The following is a 16,779-nucleotide window of genomic DNA, read 5'->3' as shown; positions in this document are numbered from 1 at the left end:
CACCGAACACGAAGAGAGGCACTGATGAAGACTGCGCGACTCCACGGACGCGAAGATCTGCGCATCGAGGACATCCCCGAACCGACCGTCGGCCCCGGACAGGTCAAGCTCCGCAACGCCTACGTCGGCGTGTGCGGCAGCGACGTCCACCTCTACCTCAACCCCGAGGCCTCACCGATCGACCTCTTCACCCCGCACCCGGTCACCGGTGCCCACCTTCCCCAGCCGATGGGCCATGAGTTCTCCGGGACCGTCGTCGAGGTGGGTCCCGACGTCGAGGGCATCGCCGTCGGCGATCGCGGGGCGGTGTTCCCCATCGCCTACAGCTGCGGGGAATGCGTCGCCTGCCGGCGCGGGGCGCCGACGAGCTGCCGGCTCATGGCCTCGCTCGGGGCCAACGCCGACGGCGGCGGCATGGCCGAGTACGTCACCGTCTCCGCCTCGCAGTTCCACCGCGTGCCCGAGTCCGTCGACCTGCAGACGGCGGCGCTCGTCGAACCGATGGCCGTGGCGTGGCACGGTGCCGCCCGGAGTCGGGCCGGTGCCGACGACGTCGTCCTCATCGCCGGGGCCGGACCGATCGGGATCGGGGCGTGGTACGCCTTCCGCGCGCGTGGGGTGAGGGACGTGCTCGTCTCCGAGCCGAGCCCCGAACGTCGGCAGAAGATCGCCGCCCTCGGGGCCGCCGTCATCGACCCGACGACGGAGGACCTCCACGCCATCGTCGCCGACCGCACCGACGGCGACGGAGTCGATGTGTTCTACGACGCCGCCGGTGTTCCCGCAGCGCTGGCGACCGGACTGGCCGAACTCGCCCCGGGCGGCCGCGTCGTCCTCCAGTCGCCGCACGAGCACGGGTTCGAGATCCAGCCGAGCGCATTGATGATGGGCGAGACCGAACTCATCGGCGCCGTCGGCTACACCGCCGAGGAGTTCGACGAGGTCATCGCGCGCATGGAGGCAGGCGACTACGACACGACCGGCTGGGTCGAGGAGATGCCCCTCGACGATGTCGTCACCGCGATCGACACCCTGCGCTCGGGCGCGGGCACGAAGATCACTCTGCGGGTGAGTGAAGCCGACTCCTGACTCAGGCGATGTCACTCAGGCAATGTCGGTGACCTCGCCGAGCAGCGGCTCCTTCCCGCTCTTCGCCGCCTCGACGAGCAGCGCATGATCGGCGGTGACCACCTCGGCGTACTTCTCCGCCCATGCGGCCACGGCGGTCGCGAACGAATCCGAGGTCCCGAGATACCCGTCGACGAGGCGGGCCTGCGGGGACTGGGAATGCGCGCGGGCCAGCACCTCACCGCACAGCCGGGAGTAGCCGTCGAACTGGGTCGCATCGAGTTCGGCGAGGTCGTAGCTGCCCTTCATGTCGCGGAACTGCCGCCAGTAGTAGTCGCGTCCCCCGTACGTCGTCCAGCCGAGGAACGGATCGGAGACGGACTGGAGGACGAGTTGCGAGCGCACGACGCGTTCGCCCTCCGATGACAGCCGCTGCCCCTCCGGGTGGGAGGAGAACTTCGGCAGACCGCCGAACGCCGAGACCACGGATTCCTGGGCCTCTTTGACCTGGAGCAGCAGCGACTCGCCGTCGGGGCCGGTGAGGAGGACGAGGAAGCAGCGGGTGCCGACGCTGCCCACGCCCACGACCCTGAGCACCGAATCGGCCACCCCGTACTGCCTGAGCAGCACGGCCACATCGGTGCGCGCCGTCTGCCGGTACTCCGCGAAGATCCCGGCGACGTCGATGCCCTGTTCGTCGAAGTGCCTCGTCAGCGGGGGTTGGTCGACGATCCGCAGACCCGAGGACGACGTCTCCGTCGCGAACTTCTGCAGCGCCTTCTCACCGGTGCGGCTGCGGGCCTTCTTCATCGCCTTCGTCGTCGCCTTGCGATGTCCCTTGCCGCTGATCGCCTTGAGCATCGTGTCCGAATCGACGATCGCGTAGAAGCGGTCGAGCGCGGTCACCGCCATGAGCGCGGCCAGCCGGTCCTGGTATCCCCGCACCGCGGCGAAGGCCGCCGATCGCCCGACGTCATCACCGAGCCCGTGGACCTGAGCACTGAGGAACGCCGAGGCGGCGAGGCGCTTGACGTCCCATTCGAACGGGGCGAACTCCGCCTCGTCGAAATCGTTGAGGTCGAAGACGAGGGAGCGCTCCCGGGACGCGAAGAAGCCGAAGTTCCCGACATGCGCGTCGGCGCTCGAGAGCACGACGGGACCGGTCGTCGTCCCGGCGGCGAGATCGATGGCCATCTGCGCTGCCGCCCCGCGGTAGTAGCTGAACGGCGATTCGGCGAGCCGCTGGGTGCGGATGCCGAGGAGTTCGGGCAGCCGCGACTCGTTCTGCCGGCAGATCACCCCGACCGGGTCGCGGTCGGCGGGCAGCAGCAGCTCGGCATGGCGTGAGCGCGGGGTGTCCTTGCGCAGGGCTCGGCCGTCGGACTCGTCCATCTCATCACCCTCGCTCTCACCGCGTCGGCCCGGCGCCGATGCGTCCCCTCATCGTAGTGCCGGAGTGCGGATCCCCGAGGCGTCGAATCCGCCTATTCAGCGCCTTCCTCAGGCGATGCGCTCGGGGTGGGAGTAGACGTTGAAGCGGCCCTTGCGGTTGAAGCCGATGACGGTGACACCGCTCGTCTTCCCGAAGTCGACGGCGAGCGCCGAGGGGGCACTGACGGCCGACATCATCGGAATGCCGGCCATCGCGGACTTCTGGACGAGTTCGAACGACGCCCGGGCGGAGACCTGGAGAACGGTGCGCGAGAGCGGCAGTCCGCGCTCGGCCATCGCCCAGCCGATGACCTTGTCGACGGCGTTGTGCCGGCCGACGTCCTCCCGGATGACGAGGAGTTCGGGTTCGGCCCCGGGATCGTCGCCGACGGCGAAGAGCGCGGCGGCGTGGACTCCCCCGGTCTTGTCGAAGACCGCCTGTCCGGCGCGCAGCCGGTCAGGCAGCTCACCGACCCGGGCGGGGGTGAGCAGCGGAGGGAAGACGATCTCCCCGTCCTCGTCGAGACGCGGGGCGTCGATCCCGCCGAGGCCGTCGGTGGGCACGAGCGGATACGCCGACTCCTTCGTCACCGCATCGATCGCCGCCGTGCCGCAGATCCCGCAGGAAGACGAGGTGTAGACCGACCGGGCGGGCGCCGCGGCGGCATCCCAGACCCCGGGTCGCAGGCGCACCCCGGCGACGTTGTAGTTCCGGGAGCCGTCGGGGGCGAGCCCCGTCGAGAAGTCGATCTCGGCGATGTCGTCCATCGACTCGACGATGCCCTCGGAGAGCAGGTAGCCGGAGACGAGTTCGACGTCATTGCCCGGCGTGCGCATCGTCACCGAGAACTGCTCGCCGTTGAGGTTGACCTCGAGCGGCTCCTCCCCGGCGAGCGAGTCCGGTCCGGCTTTGATCTCACCGGTCGCGTCGAAGCGGTGGACGCGGGCGCGGACGGCCTTGCGCTGCTGCACGGCTCAGACCCGCGGACCATGGTCGGTCGTGTCCTCGACCGAGGTCTGGATGTGTTCGAGGAGGTCGTCGATGACGGTGATGCCGTCCCTGACCCCGCCCTTCGAACCGGGGAGGTTGATGACGAAGCTGCGTCCGCGCACCCCGGCCACGCCGCGGCTCATCACCGCCGACGACGTCGATTCGAGGCCCTTGCGCCACATCGCGTAGATGAGCCCCGGCGACTGCCGCTCGAGGAGTTCGGCGGTGAACTCGGGAGTCCGGTCATCGGGCGCGAGCCCGGTGCCGCCGCTGGTGACGATGACCCGCGGCCGCTCCTCCTCGGGGGTGTCGATGAGGAGGCCCCGCAGGGCCTGCCCGACGGGTTCGCCGTCGCGGACGACGATCGCGTCGGGACAGTCGTAGCCGCGTCCGCGCAGCCACTCGACGAGGAGCGGGCCGGTCGTATCCGCCGCCTCTCCCCTGGCCGCCGAGGTGGAGGCGATGATGACAGCGGCAGAGCGTCCCGCGCCGAGGCGGTCGGTCGTGGTCTCGCTCGTCGTCATTGCCCGTCTCCTCACTGGTCCATCGCTGGGGTCGCCACCATTCTTCCACGCCCCCCCTGACGGGCGCGCGGGCCCCGGTCGCCCTCGGACCTGCCGCGCGCCCGTCCGCATGCCCTGCCGCGCGCCGTCCGCGCGCCCGTCCCTCCGGCGACAGGCCGGCATGACGGTCAGTAGAGTGAGAGTGAGTCGCCGCGGCAGCCGAGGCCCGGTGTGTCGAACGAGGAGCCGCGATGGACGACCTGACGCTGAGCACGCTCACCTGGCTGCGCATGGTGCGCTTTGTCCAGAACAGCAATCAGCTCTCCAACGACCATCTCAAGCAGTTCGATCTCACGGTCGGACAGTTCGAGGCGCTCGCGAACATCCGCGCCTATCAGCCGATCACCCAGTCCGACCTCGCCGAGCGGCTCACGGTCAGCGGCGGCGGGATCTCCCGGATGCTCACCCGTCTCGAACGCGACGGCCTGATCGCCCGCCGCCAGGACTGGAAGACGAAGTACATCTCGCTCACCGACAAGGGTCGAGCCCTGCTCGAAGAGGCCTTCCCCAGCCAGCTCGCCCTCCAGTCCTCGATGTTCGACGACGCCCTGAGCGAATCCGAGCGCATCGAGCTCCACGCGCTGATGAAGAAGCTCTACGAACGCAGCGCCGCACGCCGCAGCGCACTCCCGGAGACTCCCCGGGAATAATCCTCCGGACTCCTCAGTTGACATGACAAACGAGAACGTCATCGTCACTCAAGGAGACACCGTGCCCGAGTCCCAGAACCTCATGAAGGAGCTGAACTTCGACCCCAGCCAGGGCCTGCAGTTCGGCATGTACACCCTCGGCGACCACCTGCCGAACCCCGCCGACGGCTCGCGCGTGAGCGCCGGCGAGCGCATCCGCGAGTTCGTCGCCTACGCCAAGGCCGCGGAGGAGGCCGGCTTCGACTTCTTCAGCGTCGGCGAGAGCCACCAGGAGTACTTCGCCTCGCAGGCCCACGCCGTCATCCTCGGCGCGATCGCCCAGGCGACGTCGTCGATCCGCGTCGGCAGCACCTCGACGATCCTCTCGACCTCGGACCCGGTCCGCGTGTTCGAGAACTTCGCGACGATCGACCATCTCTCCGGCGGCCGTGCCGAACTCGTCGCCGGCCGCGCCTCACGGGTCGGCCTCTTCGAGCTCCTCGGCTACGATCTGCGCGACTACGAGGAGCTCTTCGAGGAGAAGTTCGACCTTCTCCTCCAGATCGCCCGCGAGGAGTCGCTGACGTGGAACGGGCAGTATCGCGCCCCGCTCACCGATGCCGCGGTCATCCCGCGCCCCGCGCAGGAGACGTTCCCGATCTGGCGTGCCGTCGGCGGCGCGCCGACGAGCGCGATCAAGGCCGGTCTCGCGGGCGTCCCCATGGTCATGGCCCACCTCGGCGGGACCACCTCGGTGTTCAAGACGACCGTCGACGCCTACCGCGAAGGCGCCCGCCATGCCGGATACGACCCGGCGACCCTGCCGATCGCCACGGCCGGGTTCCTCTACACGGCACCGTCGTCGCAGGATGCCCTCAAGGAGCTCTACCCGCACGTCAACGAGGGGATGCGCCGGGTCAACGGGCAGGGCATGCCCAAGCAGCTCTTCGCCCAGAGCGTCGATCCGCGCAGCATCGTCAACATCGGCAGCCCCCAGGAGATCATCGAGAAGATCCTCCACCAGCACGAGGTCTTCGGCCACCAGCGCTTCCTCGGCCAGATCGACTTCGGCGGGATCCCGTTCGACCGCGTGATGAAGCAGATCGAGACGATCGGCTCGGAGATCATCCCCGCCGTGAAGAAGTACACCGCGCAGCCGACAGCCGCCGATTCCGACGGCTCCGACGCCCCGGCCGAGCCGACCTCGGGCGACGGCGAGACCGCGGGCACGAAGAGTGAGGAGCTCGTCTGATGAGAATCGTCGTCCTCTCCGGCTCGAACGTCGGGACGAAGACCCGCACGGTCATGGAGTACGTCGCGCAGGCGGTGATGAGCTTCGACCCGGACGTCGAGGTCACGCTCATCGACCTCGCCGAGGCGGACATGGTCTTCAGCGACGGCCGGAACTTCACGGAGTACTCCGGGGACACCGGTCGGATCACCCGGACGCTCATGGACGCCGATGCGATCATCATCGGCACCCCGATCTTCCAGGCCTCGATCCCGGCGACCCTGAAGAACGTCTTCGATCTGCTGCCGACGAACGCCTTCCGCGACAAGGTCGTGGGCATGGTTGCGACCGCCGGTTCGGCGAAGCACTTCCTCATCCCCGCCCAGCAGCTGACCCCGATCCTCACGTACATGAAGGCGCAGGTCGTCCAGCCCTACGTGTTCGTCGAGGAGAAGGATCTCCACCGGAATCAGATCGTCAGCAGCGACATCACCCAGCGCCTCGACCGCCTCGTCGAGGACACCGTGGTGCTCACCCGAACGTACACCGCGATCCGCGAGGAAAGGGAAGCCGCCTACGGCTTCTGAGCCGGCCTTGCCGCCAGGTTCATTGCGACAATGAGGCTGGTTCGTCAAGCGAATCCCGGAGAGCAGAATCCGCTCTCCGGGATTCGTCGCACCTGCCCGCATCAATGCTGGTGAGAGCCGAGATTCACGGAGGTTTGCCGAAGTCCGCCCAGGGTCCTGCCAAGCTCGATGAATAGGGTTCTGGTTGTCATTTCAACTCACCTGGAGGACAACATGTACGCCACCACCGGACTGCCGACACTTGCCCGCGACGTCATTGCCCTCATTGCCCGCATCGGGCTCGGAATCATCCTCATGGCCCACGGCTGGCAGAAGTTCAGCGAATGGACCATCGCCGGGACGACCGCTTCGTTCTCGCAGATGGGAGTGCCCCTCCCCGAGGTGGCCGCCCCGTTCGCGACCTTCGTCGAACTCATCGGCGGCGCCCTGCTCATCCTCGGCGCCTTCACCCCGATCGTCGCCGTGCTCATCGCCGCGAACCTCCTCGGAGCGCTCGTCATCGTCCACTTCATCCCCGCCCCGTTCGTCAGCGAGGGCGGCTGGGAGCTCGTCGCCGCACTGTCCGCCGGAGCGCTCCTCATCGCCGCGATGGGACCCGGCCGCTTCAGCGTCGACCGCTTCCTCTTCACCGGCTCGAAGAAGTCGAAGTCGGCATCGCGCGCTGCCCGCACCAGCGGTGCGCACTCGGTCGCGACGGCCTGAGTCGTCACTGCCGGTCTCGGCACAACTGCCTGATTCGGCGCGATTGCCTGACTGAAGGCACCGAGGGCCGCTCGTCCCACCTGGGGAGAGCGGCCCTCATCGGATTCCCCGGACAAGGCAGCCCTCATCGCATCCCCCGCTCGCCCTCTCACGGTCGGACCACCTCGGCGCCGTTGCCCCTCCTCTGCCAAACGGCGCGATCTTCGCTAAACTGGAGGGGACGCGGCGATCGGGACGACCCGGTCGCTGTCCTACGCGATGAGGACGGCCTCGTAGAACTGGATCAGACCGTCATGAATGCCGCACTCCGCAGCATCATCACCCCCGCAGCCGTCATTCGGCTCATCCTCGGCTGGGGCGCTGTCGTCGCCCTCGCCGTCTTCGGCTCCTCCCTCGAGGCTCCTGCCCCGGCGCCGCTGCTCATCACCGCGCTCGTCGTCATCATCGGCGTCATCCTGCTCTGCGCGTTCGGGGTCGTCCACGAGGCCGAGCATCTGGCCCACCGCCTCGGCGATCCCTACGGTTCGCTCGTCCTCACCCTCTCGATCGTCCTCATCGAGGTCATCCTCATCGCCGCGGTCCTCCTCGGTCCCGGCGACCATGCGACGATCGCCCGCGACTCCGTCATGGCCGTGGCGATGATCATCCTCGGCGCCGTCGTCGGCATCTGCCTGCTCGTCGGCGGCCTGCGGCACGGGGACATGGAGCACAATCGCACGGGCACCTCGGCGTATCTCAGTCTCATCGTCGTCCTCTCCGCGCTCGCGTTCGCCCTGCCCGCCGTCATCGGCGAGGACGGCAGCTATCTGCCGTGGCAGGAGATCCCGATCATCGTGCTGACGATCGCGATCTACGTCTTCTTCCTCGTCCGCCAGATGGGTGCGCAGGCCGATGACTTCCGCGAGGTCGACCCGCGGCTCGTGCGCTCAGGCGCGGCGCAGGTCGAGACGGCGGTGGCCGATTCGGCCCACGCCGGCACAACGCAAGCCGGCACCGTTCACACCGGCCCGGCGGAGGCCACCGCACGGCCCGGCATCCTCGAGATCATCGCGACCTACCGCGTCGAGGTCGTCGCTCGCCTCACCCTCCTCGTCATCACCGTCCTGCCCATCGTCCTCCTCTCTCATGACATGGCCGCGCTGCTCGATGACGCGCTCAGCCGCCTCGGCGCCCCGACCGCCCTGTCGGGCATCGTCATCGCAATGATCGTCTTCCTGCCCGAGACGATCACCGCCATCCGCGCCGCCTGGCAGGGTGAGGTGCAGCGGGTGAGCAACCTCTGCCACGGCGCGCTCGTGTCGACCGTCGGACTGACGATCCCGGTCGTCCTCGTCATCGGCCTCCTCACCGGTCAGCAGATCGTCCTCGCCGAGGGCCCGGCGAACCTCCTCCTGCTCGGCGTCATCATCCTCCTGTCGGTGGCGACATTCGCTGCGCGGAAGGTCACCGCCGTCCACGGGGCGGCACTGCTCATCGTCTTCGCCGCCTACGGGATCAGCGTGTTCTCGTAAGCGACCTCGCCGAGGCGGCGGTGTTTTCGCGGACCGTCGACTCGTCGCCGTGATGGGCCGATCCGTGGCAGGCTGAGGGCATCTCGTGCGGTGCGATTCCACCGCCGATCGAGAGTGAGAGGAGGGGTGAGGATGCGCCACGACGCCGAGCGTTCGGTCATGCACGCCTTCCTTGAGGCTCGCGTGCCCGCACACTGGCAGACCGTCGTCAGTCAGTTGAACGCCAGTCCGTTCACGCGGCTGAGCAGGGAGGACATCCTCGCCGAGGCGACCGGCTTCCTCCTCGTCGCACCGTCGGCGGAGGTGGTCGCCGCCTGCCTCGGCAGCCTCCTCAACGCGCTCGAACCGGTGCCCTCCGGATTCGTCACGGTCCGCACCGCCGAGGAGGTCGTTGCCGCCGACGTCCCCGCGGGGACGTGGGTCCTCCTCCCCCACCGCGCAGACGGGTGGGAAGAGGTCGAGACCGCCTCGGCGCAGCTCCACCGAGAGTTCGTCGCGGAGAACACTGCGCGGACCCGCGCCGGCAGCGCAGGTGACGACACTGCCGACGAATCCCCGCTCACCCCGAGCATCACCGTCATCGAGTACGGGATCAACCTGTGGTTCTGGGCCGAACCGCCGTCGTCCGGGGGCGATCCCGTCTGCCACGCCGGGGAGCTCATCAGCTGGGAGAGCGCGTGGACGCTCAGCGACGCCGCGACCGCCGCAGGGGTGCGACCGCCGACCCTCTTCGGGCTGCCGCCGGTGCTGCGCCGACGGCGAACGGCCGGCTGACCTTGCGGTTCTCAGTGCGGCCGTGACGGTCACCGCGGGGGCGATCCTCTCGTCACCGCGAGCGGTCCGTGCCCACGGCCGACCTGACCTCCTCGACGAAGGCGAGCGCGGCCGGGCTCGGATTGAAATCACTCCACGCGAGGTATTCGGTGCGGGTCGGACCGCCCGTGACTGCGACCGTCGTCAGGCCCCGTCCCGCGGGCACCACCGCCGGGGGCAGGAGCGCGATCGCGAGGTCCGCGCCGACGAGATCGAGGATCATCTCTGCGGTCATCACCTCGAACGCGACGGTGCGCGCCATGCCGGCGGCGGCGAACGCCCGGTCGGTCTGCTCCCGACCGGGACTGCCGGCGGGGAAGTCGACGTAGGTCTCGTTCGCGAGGTCGGCGAGACTGAGGCGACGTCGTCCGCCGAGGCGGTGCCCGGAACCGAGGACAGCGACGTGGCGCTCCTCTGCGAGGACGAGATGGTCGGTTCCCGCCGGGCTCACCGTGGCCGGCAGTCCGAGCACGGCGGCGTCGAGCTCGCCGTCGCGAATCTCTTCGATGAAGCGTCTGCTGTCTCCGGCTCGCATCGTGATCCGCACCTGCGGATGTCTGGCGTGCAGTGCGGCGAGCACGGCCGAGAGGTTGAGCGCGGTGACCGTGGGGATGACGCCGATCGACAGCGTCCCGCGGATCTCGCCGGCGGCTGCCGCAGCGACGGCCCCGGCCCGGTCGGCGGCCTCGAGGGCGGCGCGGGCGGCGGGAATGAACGCGGCACCGGCATCGGTGAGGTCGACGCGCCGGCTCGTGCGCGCGAAGAGCGTGACGCCGAGTTCGCGTTCGAGGACCTTGATCTGATGGCTGAGCGCTGACTGGACGACGTGACACCGCGCGGCGGCTCGCGTGAAATTGCGCTCCTCGGCGACGGCGATCGCATAGCGCATCTGCTGAAGCTCCATTGATCCATCGTCGTACACGATCGCTGAGATGAAAAGCATGTGTTGGACTCATTGCTGATCCAGGCGGACTCTGGAGACATGACGTCGACGATCTCGCCTCCGCATCCCTCGCTCACCCGGTCCCGCCTCGGCGCGACTCTCGCCACCGCTCTCGCTCCTGCCGTCTGGGGCACGACCTACCTCGTCACCACCGCTTTCCTGCCCGCCGACCATCCGCTGTTCGCCGCGCTCATGCGCTCCCTGCCGGCGGGCCTCATCGGCCTGCTCATCGCCCGTCGGCTGCCGCAGGGCTCGTGGTGGTGGAAGGCGCTGGTCCTCGGGAGCCTCAACATCGGCGTGTTCTTCCCGCTTCTCTTCGTCGCCGCCGGTCGCCTGCCCGGCGGAGTCGCCGCGACGCTTGGGGCCACGCAGCCGATCCTCGTCACCGTCCTCGCCGTCGTCATCCTCGGCGAACGGCTCTCCCGGTGGCGACTGGGCTGGGGCATCGTCGGGGTCATCGGCGTCGGCATGGTCGTCCTCGGGCCCGGGGCCGGATTCGACCCCATCGGTCTCCTCGCCGGCATCGGCGGGGCGGCGTCGATGGGCGTCGGCGTCGTCCTCGTCAAACGCTGGGGCCGCCCGCCGGGACTGAGCGCAGTCGGCTTCGCCGGATGGCAGCTGACCGCGGGCGGGCTCGTCCTCCTCGTTCCGACACTGGCCGTCGAGGGCGTGCCGGAGCGCATCGATGCGGCGGGAGTCGCCGGCTATCTCTGGCTCGGCATCGTCGGCGGCATCCTCGCCTACACCCTGTGGTTCCGCGGGCTGGGACGCCTGCCGGTGACCGCGACGGCTCTCCTCGGGCTGCTCTCACCGCTCGTGGCAGCGGGTCTCGGCGCGCTCTTCGCCGGTGAACGCCTCACCCTGCTCCAGATCGCCGGCTTCGGCCTCGCGCTGGCCGCGCTGGCCTGCGGACAGCTCGCCCCACCTCGGCGGGGACAGCCCACGTGACGACGGACCACCTCGGCGATGACGAACCGAAGCCCCTTGACTCACGGTCGTAGGCTGAGGATATGGAGTTCAGGTATCTCGGAAACAGCGGATTGAAGATCTCGGAGATCACGTACGGCAATTGGCTCACCCACGGTTCGCAGGTCGAGAACGACATCGCGACGAAGAGCGTCCATGCCGCCCTCGACGCCGGCATCTCGACGTTCGACACTGCCGACGTCTACGCCAACACTGCCGCCGAACAGGTCCTCGGCGATGCCCTGGCCGGGCAGCGGCGCGAGTCGGTCGAGATCTTCACGAAGGTCTACTTCCCGACCGGCCCGAAGGGGCACAACGACACCGGACTGTCGCGCAAGCACATCATGGAGTCGATCAACGGGTCGCTCACCCGCCTGGGCACCGACTACGTCGACCTCTACCAGGCGCACCGCTACGACTACGAGACGCCGCTCGAGGAGACGATGCAGGCCTTCGCCGACATCGTCCGGGCCGGCAAGGCGCTCTACATCGGTGTGAGCGAATGGAACGCCGACCAGCTGCGCGCCGGTCACTACCTCGCCCAGGACCTCGGCATCCAGCTGATCTCGAACCAGCCGCAGTACAACATGCTGTGGCGGGTCATCGAACCGCAGGTGGTGCCGACGTCGAAGGAGCTCGGCATCTCGCAGATCGTCTGGTCGCCGATCGCCCAGGGCGTCCTCACCGGCAAGTACAAGGTCGGTCAGCCGGCCCCTGCCGGGTCACGCGCCACTGATGACAAGGGCGGGGCGGACATGATCTCCCGCTACCTCAATGATGAGACGCTCACGGCGGTCGCGAAGCTCGAGCCGATCGCCGCCGACCTCGGCCTGACGATGGCGCAGCTGGCGATCGCGTGGGTGCTCGCCAATGACAACGTCGCCACCGCTCTCGTCGGGGCGTCGCGTCCCGAGCAGATCGCCTCGAATGTCGCCGCAGCCGGGGTCAAGCTCGACGCCGAGGTGCTCGATCGCATCGATGAGGCGCTCGGTGATCTTCCGGAGACGGATCCCGCGAAGACGAAGTCCCCGGAGACCCGCATCGTCTGACACGCATCTCCGGTCGCGCCGGCGGTGCCGGCCCCGGGGCAACGGCAGCACCGGGGCCTGGTTGTGGTGTCTCGGTGCCGGCATGCAGACGCTCGCCGCCACTGCAGCACCGTCAGGGACGCCTGTCGTCGTGGCGTGCGGCCATGCCGCTCGTCAGGCGGTGGACGAGGCTGCGGGCCTCAAGCGGTTCGAGGATCTCGATGTGGTCGGTGAATTGGATGAGCTGACGGACTCCGTCGAGCTCCTCATAGCCGACGGTGATCGTCGCGGTCTCGCCCCACCGGCGATCGGCGTCGTCACTCGGTTCGGGGCCGACACCTGGTTCGAGGCTGAGCAGGCGACTCCCGAGGATGCGACGAACCAGATCCTCAGCGGCAGCGTCGATCACGGCGGTGACGACGACCGCGTGCTGAGTCTCGAGCCGCGTGACCAGGTGATCAGCCACCTCGGTGAGGGTGACATCGTCGCGGACCCGCTTGGGCTCCCCCAGCTCCCGCCATGCGTGCACCCGGGACAGGGCGAACATTCGCGGGGCACCCTCGACATCGGCAATGAGGTACCACCGACCGCCGCGCGAATAGAGGCCGTAGGGATCGACAGTGCGGTTCGCAGCCTCGGACTGCCCACTCGACCGGTACCGCAGACTCAGGCGCCGGCCGCGGCGCAGCGCCTCGACGAGAGGACCGGCGTCGATCGACGGCCCCGCGTCGAACCAACCAGTGGTGTCAATCGCGACGAGGTCCCCGAGCCCCGTCGTCTCCGTCATGCCCTTCTGTTCGGCACCGACCGGCCACGGCGCCCGTGTCGAGAGCTTCCGTGCGGCCGAACGGGTGGCGGCTTCGAGCCCGAGTTCGCGGGCTCGAGCGACGTCGACGCCGACGAGTCCGAGCGCTTCGGCCTCGCGGTCACTCAGCCTGGCGACGTCGATGTCCGCGCCGTAGACGAGGGAGATGCCGCCGCCGCGCCCGCGTTCGGCGATGACGGGAACATCCGCCTCGGCGAGGGCATCGATGTCACGCAGGATCGTCCGCTTCGAGACATCGAACTGTTCGGCCAGGTCAGCGGCGGTCGTCTGCCTCCCGGTCTGCAGCACGGCGATGATCGCCAGCAGACGCTGCGGACGATCCATGCCAGCCTCCCGACGATTGTTCTTCGCACCCGATCGAAAGATGGCATGGGCTGTCATCTATGGGTGTCACTGTAGTCGTGTCAGCACCCGGCAACCAGTGAAGGAGCCACCATGTCCACCCCGAACCTCTTCCTCATCTACGTCACCGACACCGAGGCCTCGACCGCGTTCTACTCCGACCTCTTCGGAATGGAGCCGGAGATGGTCACCCCGCGCTACGTCTCCTTCGAGGTCGCACCCGATGTCCTCTTCGCGGTGTGGAGCGGAGGCGCCGAGGCGATCGCCCGGGCGGGTGCCCGCACCGCGGAGGTCGGGCTCATGGTCCCCGGATCCGCCGAGGCGGTCGACCGGACCTTCACCGAGTGGAAAGCGAAGGGCGTGTCCGTCGTCGAGGAGCCGCACGATGCGGTCTTCGGGCGCACGTTCGTCGTCGCCGATCCCGACGGCAACCTCATCCGGGTCTCGCCGGTCGACTGAGGCGCCGGCCTACTTGTAGAAGCCCTCGCGGAGGTTGATGCCGTATTCGACCCACGCCTTGAGCGCGGCGAGCATTCCGGTCCAGCCCATGGAGTTGCCGAAGGCGCCCTCGGCACCGCCGACCGTCGTCTTCCAGGCCTTCTCTGTGATCGTCACGAGCGTGCGGGTTCCGTCGTCGACCGGCGCGAACTCGAAGGTCGTCGTCGTCTTCGGGGTCGTCGTGTGCTCCGAGCCCTCCCACGCGATGACGATCTTCTCATCGGGGACGGTCTCGATGACATCGACCGGGAAGCGCCCGGGGAAGTCGGCGAAGTCCCAGGTCACCTCGGCGCCGGGGGCGAGTCGGCCGCGGGCGCCGCCGGTCGTGAAGTACTTCGAGAGCTGCTCGGGGTCGGCCACCGCCTCATAGGTCTCATGGGGCGTCTTCGAGATGTAGCCGGTGACGGTGAAGGAGAGCTCCTCCAGCGGGGCCTGCTTGTCGTTCTGCTCATCATTCATGTGATATTTTTACCACATGCCTGAGGGGAAGGGAACAGGTTCGCGCCGAGGCGACCGCGCGGAGAGCGGATCCGCCGACTCCCGCGACGACGCCGTGTTCAAGGCGCTCGCGAATCCGACCCGGCGTCGCATCCTCGACCTCCTCCGTGCCGAACCGCGGACGACCGGCGCCGTCGCCGCCGAGTTCCCCGACCTCGATCGCACGACCGTCCTCCAGCACATCCGTGTGCTCGAACACGCCGAGCTGCTCACCGGTCGCAGGGTCGGCCGGACCCGGGTGCTCGCCCTGGCACCGCTGCCGATCAAGCGGATCCACGACCGATGGATCGGCGACTACGCTCATGCCGCCGTCGAACTCCTCGCCTCCCTCGACACCGCGGACGAATGACCCGGCCACTGCGCGCACTCATCTTGGCCGGTCGCGGAGTCTGCGCCGGGTCCAGGGTGAAGTCCGCAGTCTGCTCCCTCTAGTCCCGCTCACGTGTGGTGCCGGCTCGCCGCGCGGCGACGATCCATGACACGAGTCCCGCGAGCACGAGGATCCCGGCGCACAGCAGGAAGGTCACGGTGTCGCCGAGGTAGGTGAACCCCACCCCGCCGATGACCCCGGCGATGCCGAGGCCGATGTCGAAGCTCATGTTCCACGCGACGCTCGCCCGCGCCGGAGTGCTCACGGCGGTGAACGCCATGACGAGGCTCGCCGACTGGAGGGTGCCCAGCCCCAGCCCGACCACCGCCATCGCCAGCCCGAGGACGACTCCCCCGCCGGTGATCGCGGTCACGATGAGGCCGCAGGCGGACAGGCCGACGCCGGCGAGGTTGAGCCCGAGCGGCGAGCGCGCATCGGCGACGGCTCCGGCGGCGAAGCGTCCGATGACGGAGAACACCTGCATGATCCCGATGTAGATCGCCGGAGTGGCGATCCCCTCCCCCGGGCCGAAGCCGACGATGAGTCCGAAGGTGACCATGCCGATGAGGAACGGCGCGAGCATGGTGAGCAGAGGAAGGATCTCGCCGAGGCGGCCCCGGCCCTGCGAGGACATCCCGCGGCCGGCATCAGGGCCCGAACCCCGGGCACCGACGTCGGCGCCCGACCCCCGGGCACCAGCACCGGAATCTGCCGCCTGAGCATCAGCGTCAACGGCGCGGTGTGTGCCCGGCAGCCCGTCGCGCGCGGCGCCCGGCGGCGGGACCGGCACACGCCCCGGCAGGAAGCGGATGATCGTCGGTGCGGCGAGCAGCAGGGTTCCGCACGCGATGAGGCGGAACGACCACACGGGGACGACGCCGATGAGCCACAGGCCGAACGGCGCACCGAGGGCCGCCGCGAGCGAGGTGATGCCGCCGAAGATGCCGAGCGCCTTCCCCAACCGGCGGGGTGCCACCGTCCCCGGGACCGCGGCGTTGGCGAGGACGACGAAGAGACCGAACCCCATGCCGCCGAACACCCCGGCGAGGACGAGGCTGAGCAGCGGCTGCGTCACGATGAGGCCGCACACCTGCCCGAGCACCTGGAGTCCGAGGGCGACGAGCAGGGCCGCGCGCAGGCCGAGCCGCGCGCCTAGCCACGGGGCGAAGGGCTGGACGGCGATGACGCCGATCATCATCGTCGTCAGCACCGCACCGCCGGTGACGGTCGCGAGCCCGCCGATCGCCCCGATCGAGACCATCGTCGAATAGCTGAGGAAGAACCCGGAGAAGCCGAACATCGCCGACCACACGAGCCCGAGCAGGGCCGGGGTCAGAGTGCGACGATCATCCATACTCGCACGTTACGTCATCGCATCGCCGAGGCGGTTGCGGATCTCGCAATCAGGCGCGCGGTCCCGCCATCGATCCCAGCAGCCATCCGCCGAGGTCGGCGAGCACCTCCGGGACCAACGAGTAGTACGCCCAGCGGCCCCGCTGTTCTCGTGTCACCAATCCGGCTGCGACGAGGTGCTTCATGTGATGAGACACCGTCGGCTGCGAGAGACCGACCGGATCGGTGAGTTCGCAGACGCAGGCTTCTCTGCCGTCAGCTGCGGCGATGAGTCTGAGCAGGTGCAGTCGCGTGGGATCGCCGAGCGCCTTGAACCGCGCGGCCAGATCCGCGTCCGCGGGAGCCTCGGCCTGCAGCGCGTCGCAGGCAGCCGACGACGAGGGCAGAAGCGACGAATCAGTCATGACGACAAGTCTATTCAATGCATTG

At 68.9% G+C, this 16,779-nt stretch carries 19 protein-coding genes; 11 read left to right on the top strand and 8 right to left on the bottom strand.

The window, feature by feature from the left end; translation table 11 throughout:
• Positions 1-24 precede the first annotated feature (24 nt).
• Entirely contained in the window at positions 25-1,089 is a 1,065-nt protein-coding gene (locus ABD154_RS01195) for an alcohol dehydrogenase catalytic domain-containing protein (protein WP_344249511.1), read from the top strand.
• 15 nt (positions 1,090-1,104) lie between these two features.
• Here ABD154_RS01195 and ABD154_RS01190 read toward each other — a convergent pair whose 3' ends face one another.
• The 3 genes from ABD154_RS01190 to ABD154_RS01180 form a co-directional block, all read right to left on the bottom strand.
• Complete coding sequence (locus ABD154_RS01190) at positions 1,105-2,460, bottom strand: DUF2252 domain-containing protein (RefSeq protein ID WP_344249509.1); 1,356 nt, start codon at positions 2,458-2,460, stop codon at positions 1,105-1,107.
• 108 nt (positions 2,461-2,568) lie between these two features.
• Positions 2,569-3,471 (bottom strand): formate dehydrogenase accessory sulfurtransferase FdhD, encoded by a 903-nt coding sequence (fdhD, locus tag ABD154_RS01185; protein ID WP_344249507.1) that lies wholly within the window; start codon positions 3,469-3,471, stop codon positions 2,569-2,571.
• A 3-nt stretch (positions 3,472-3,474) separates the two neighbouring features.
• The gene (locus ABD154_RS01180; RefSeq protein WP_344249505.1) at positions 3,475-4,014 is read right to left on the bottom strand and encodes a MogA/MoaB family molybdenum cofactor biosynthesis protein; all 540 of its coding nucleotides are present in this window, start codon (positions 4,012-4,014) and stop codon (positions 3,475-3,477) included.
• Between the two features lie 230 nt (positions 4,015-4,244).
• On the opposite strand from ABD154_RS01180, the gene ABD154_RS01175 reads away from it, so the two are divergent.
• The 6 genes from ABD154_RS01175 to ABD154_RS01150 all read left to right on the top strand — a co-directional run bounded on the left by ABD154_RS01175 (position 4,245) and on the right by ABD154_RS01150 (position 9,487).
• Positions 4,245-4,703 (top strand): MarR family winged helix-turn-helix transcriptional regulator, encoded by a 459-nt coding sequence (locus ABD154_RS01175; protein WP_344249503.1) that lies wholly within the window; start codon positions 4,245-4,247, stop codon positions 4,701-4,703.
• A 22-nt stretch (positions 4,704-4,725) separates the two neighbouring features.
• The gene (locus ABD154_RS01170; protein ID WP_344249501.1) at positions 4,726-5,934 is read left to right on the top strand and encodes an LLM class flavin-dependent oxidoreductase; all 1,209 of its coding nucleotides are present in this window, start codon (positions 4,726-4,728) and stop codon (positions 5,932-5,934) included.
• The gene (locus ABD154_RS01165) at positions 5,934-6,500 is read left to right on the top strand and encodes an NADPH-dependent FMN reductase (protein WP_344249499.1); all 567 of its coding nucleotides are present in this window, start codon (positions 5,934-5,936) and stop codon (positions 6,498-6,500) included. Before ABD154_RS01170 ends, ABD154_RS01165 begins: the two co-directional genes overlap by 1 nt.
• Positions 6,501-6,713: 213 nt before the next feature.
• A complete protein-coding gene (locus ABD154_RS01160) occupies positions 6,714-7,202 on the top strand; it encodes a DoxX family protein (RefSeq protein WP_344249497.1) in 489 nt (162 codons plus the stop codon).
• A 293-nt stretch (positions 7,203-7,495) separates the two neighbouring features.
• The gene (locus ABD154_RS01155; protein ID WP_344249495.1) at positions 7,496-8,713 is read left to right on the top strand and encodes a calcium:cation antiporter; all 1,218 of its coding nucleotides are present in this window, start codon (positions 7,496-7,498) and stop codon (positions 8,711-8,713) included.
• A gap of 132 nt (positions 8,714-8,845) precedes the next feature.
• Complete coding sequence (locus tag ABD154_RS01150; RefSeq protein WP_344249493.1) at positions 8,846-9,487, top strand: hypothetical protein; 642 nt, start codon at positions 8,846-8,848, stop codon at positions 9,485-9,487.
• Positions 9,488-9,539: 52 nt separating this feature from the next.
• Here ABD154_RS01150 and ABD154_RS01145 read toward each other — a convergent pair whose 3' ends face one another.
• On the bottom strand, positions 9,540-10,469 hold the full coding sequence (locus tag ABD154_RS01145) for a LysR family transcriptional regulator (RefSeq protein WP_344249491.1): 930 nt from the start codon (positions 10,467-10,469) through the stop codon (positions 9,540-9,542).
• 39 nt (positions 10,470-10,508) lie between these two features.
• Between ABD154_RS01145 and ABD154_RS01140 the strand changes: the two genes are divergently transcribed.
• Both ABD154_RS01140 and ABD154_RS01135 read left to right on the top strand, forming a co-directional pair.
• Positions 10,509-11,417, top strand: a complete 909-nt coding sequence (locus ABD154_RS01140) for an EamA family transporter (protein ID WP_344249489.1) — start codon at positions 10,509-10,511, stop codon at positions 11,415-11,417.
• 62 nt (positions 11,418-11,479) lie between these two features.
• A complete protein-coding gene (locus ABD154_RS01135) occupies positions 11,480-12,484 on the top strand; it encodes an aldo/keto reductase family protein (protein WP_344249487.1) in 1,005 nt (334 codons plus the stop codon).
• Positions 12,485-12,596: 112 nt separating this feature from the next.
• Here the strand turns inward: ABD154_RS01135 and ABD154_RS01130 are convergent, their stop codons facing one another.
• Complete coding sequence (locus ABD154_RS01130) at positions 12,597-13,613, bottom strand: helix-turn-helix transcriptional regulator (protein ID WP_344249485.1); 1,017 nt, start codon at positions 13,611-13,613, stop codon at positions 12,597-12,599.
• A 111-nt stretch (positions 13,614-13,724) separates the two neighbouring features.
• Between ABD154_RS01130 and ABD154_RS01125 the strand changes: the two genes are divergently transcribed.
• Complete coding sequence (locus tag ABD154_RS01125; protein ID WP_344249483.1) at positions 13,725-14,090, top strand: VOC family protein; 366 nt, start codon at positions 13,725-13,727, stop codon at positions 14,088-14,090.
• A 9-nt stretch (positions 14,091-14,099) separates the two neighbouring features.
• On the opposite strand, the gene ABD154_RS01120 is transcribed toward ABD154_RS01125, so the two are convergent.
• On the bottom strand, positions 14,100-14,588 hold the full coding sequence (locus tag ABD154_RS01120) for an SRPBCC domain-containing protein (RefSeq protein WP_344249481.1): 489 nt from the start codon (positions 14,586-14,588) through the stop codon (positions 14,100-14,102).
• 16 nt (positions 14,589-14,604) lie between these two features.
• Between ABD154_RS01120 and ABD154_RS01115 the strand changes: the two genes are divergently transcribed.
• A complete protein-coding gene (locus ABD154_RS01115; protein WP_344249479.1) occupies positions 14,605-14,976 on the top strand; it encodes an ArsR/SmtB family transcription factor in 372 nt (123 codons plus the stop codon).
• 79 nt (positions 14,977-15,055) lie between these two features.
• Here ABD154_RS01115 and ABD154_RS01110 read toward each other — a convergent pair whose 3' ends face one another.
• Both ABD154_RS01110 and ABD154_RS01105 read right to left on the bottom strand, forming a co-directional pair.
• Positions 15,056-16,351: an MFS transporter gene (locus ABD154_RS01110; protein WP_344249477.1), complete on the bottom strand. Its 1,296-nt coding sequence runs from the start codon at positions 16,349-16,351 to the stop codon at positions 15,056-15,058.
• Positions 16,352-16,400: 49 nt separating this feature from the next.
• Positions 16,401-16,754 (bottom strand): ArsR/SmtB family transcription factor, encoded by a 354-nt coding sequence (locus ABD154_RS01105; RefSeq protein ID WP_344249475.1) that lies wholly within the window; start codon positions 16,752-16,754, stop codon positions 16,401-16,403.
• Between the last annotated feature and the right edge of the window lie 25 nt (positions 16,755-16,779).

The organism is Brevibacterium sanguinis (assembly GCF_039528855.1).
GTDB classification, from domain to species: domain Bacteria; phylum Actinomycetota; class Actinomycetes; order Actinomycetales; family Brevibacteriaceae; genus Brevibacterium; species Brevibacterium sanguinis.
The sequence above is the reverse complement of the archived record's forward strand: the minus strand, read 5'-3'. Positions and strand labels throughout refer to the sequence as shown.

Coding starts and splice junctions, on each gene's coding strand:
- ABD154_RS01195 (WP_344249511.1), top strand. CDS start 25: ATGAAGACTGCGCGACTCCACGGACGCGAAGATCTGCGCATCGAGGAC.
- ABD154_RS01190 (WP_344249509.1), bottom strand. CDS start 2,460: ATGGACGAGTCCGACGGCCGAGCCCTGCGCAAGGACACCCCGCGCTCA.
- ABD154_RS01180 (WP_344249505.1), bottom strand. CDS start 4,014: ATGACGACGAGCGAGACCACGACCGACCGCCTCGGCGCGGGACGCTCT.
- ABD154_RS01175 (WP_344249503.1), top strand. CDS start 4,245: ATGGACGACCTGACGCTGAGCACGCTCACCTGGCTGCGCATGGTGCGC.
- ABD154_RS01170 (WP_344249501.1), top strand. CDS start 4,726: ATGACAAACGAGAACGTCATCGTCACTCAAGGAGACACCGTGCCCGAG.
- ABD154_RS01165 (WP_344249499.1), top strand. CDS start 5,934: ATGAGAATCGTCGTCCTCTCCGGCTCGAACGTCGGGACGAAGACCCGC.
- ABD154_RS01160 (WP_344249497.1), top strand. CDS start 6,714: ATGTACGCCACCACCGGACTGCCGACACTTGCCCGCGACGTCATTGCC.
- ABD154_RS01155 (WP_344249495.1), top strand. CDS start 7,496: ATGAATGCCGCACTCCGCAGCATCATCACCCCCGCAGCCGTCATTCGG.
- ABD154_RS01150 (WP_344249493.1), top strand. CDS start 8,846: ATGCGCCACGACGCCGAGCGTTCGGTCATGCACGCCTTCCTTGAGGCT.
- ABD154_RS01145 (WP_344249491.1), bottom strand. CDS start 10,469: ATGCTTTTCATCTCAGCGATCGTGTACGACGATGGATCAATGGAGCTT.
- ABD154_RS01140 (WP_344249489.1), top strand. CDS start 10,509: ATGACGTCGACGATCTCGCCTCCGCATCCCTCGCTCACCCGGTCCCGC.
- ABD154_RS01135 (WP_344249487.1), top strand. CDS start 11,480: ATGGAGTTCAGGTATCTCGGAAACAGCGGATTGAAGATCTCGGAGATC.
- ABD154_RS01130 (WP_344249485.1), bottom strand. CDS start 13,613: ATGGATCGTCCGCAGCGTCTGCTGGCGATCATCGCCGTGCTGCAGACC.
- ABD154_RS01125 (WP_344249483.1), top strand. CDS start 13,725: ATGTCCACCCCGAACCTCTTCCTCATCTACGTCACCGACACCGAGGCC.
- ABD154_RS01120 (WP_344249481.1), bottom strand. CDS start 14,588: ATGAATGATGAGCAGAACGACAAGCAGGCCCCGCTGGAGGAGCTCTCC.
- ABD154_RS01115 (WP_344249479.1), top strand. CDS start 14,605: ATGCCTGAGGGGAAGGGAACAGGTTCGCGCCGAGGCGACCGCGCGGAG.
- ABD154_RS01110 (WP_344249477.1), bottom strand. CDS start 16,351: ATGGATGATCGTCGCACTCTGACCCCGGCCCTGCTCGGGCTCGTGTGG.
- ABD154_RS01105 (WP_344249475.1), bottom strand. CDS start 16,754: ATGACTGATTCGTCGCTTCTGCCCTCGTCGTCGGCTGCCTGCGACGCG.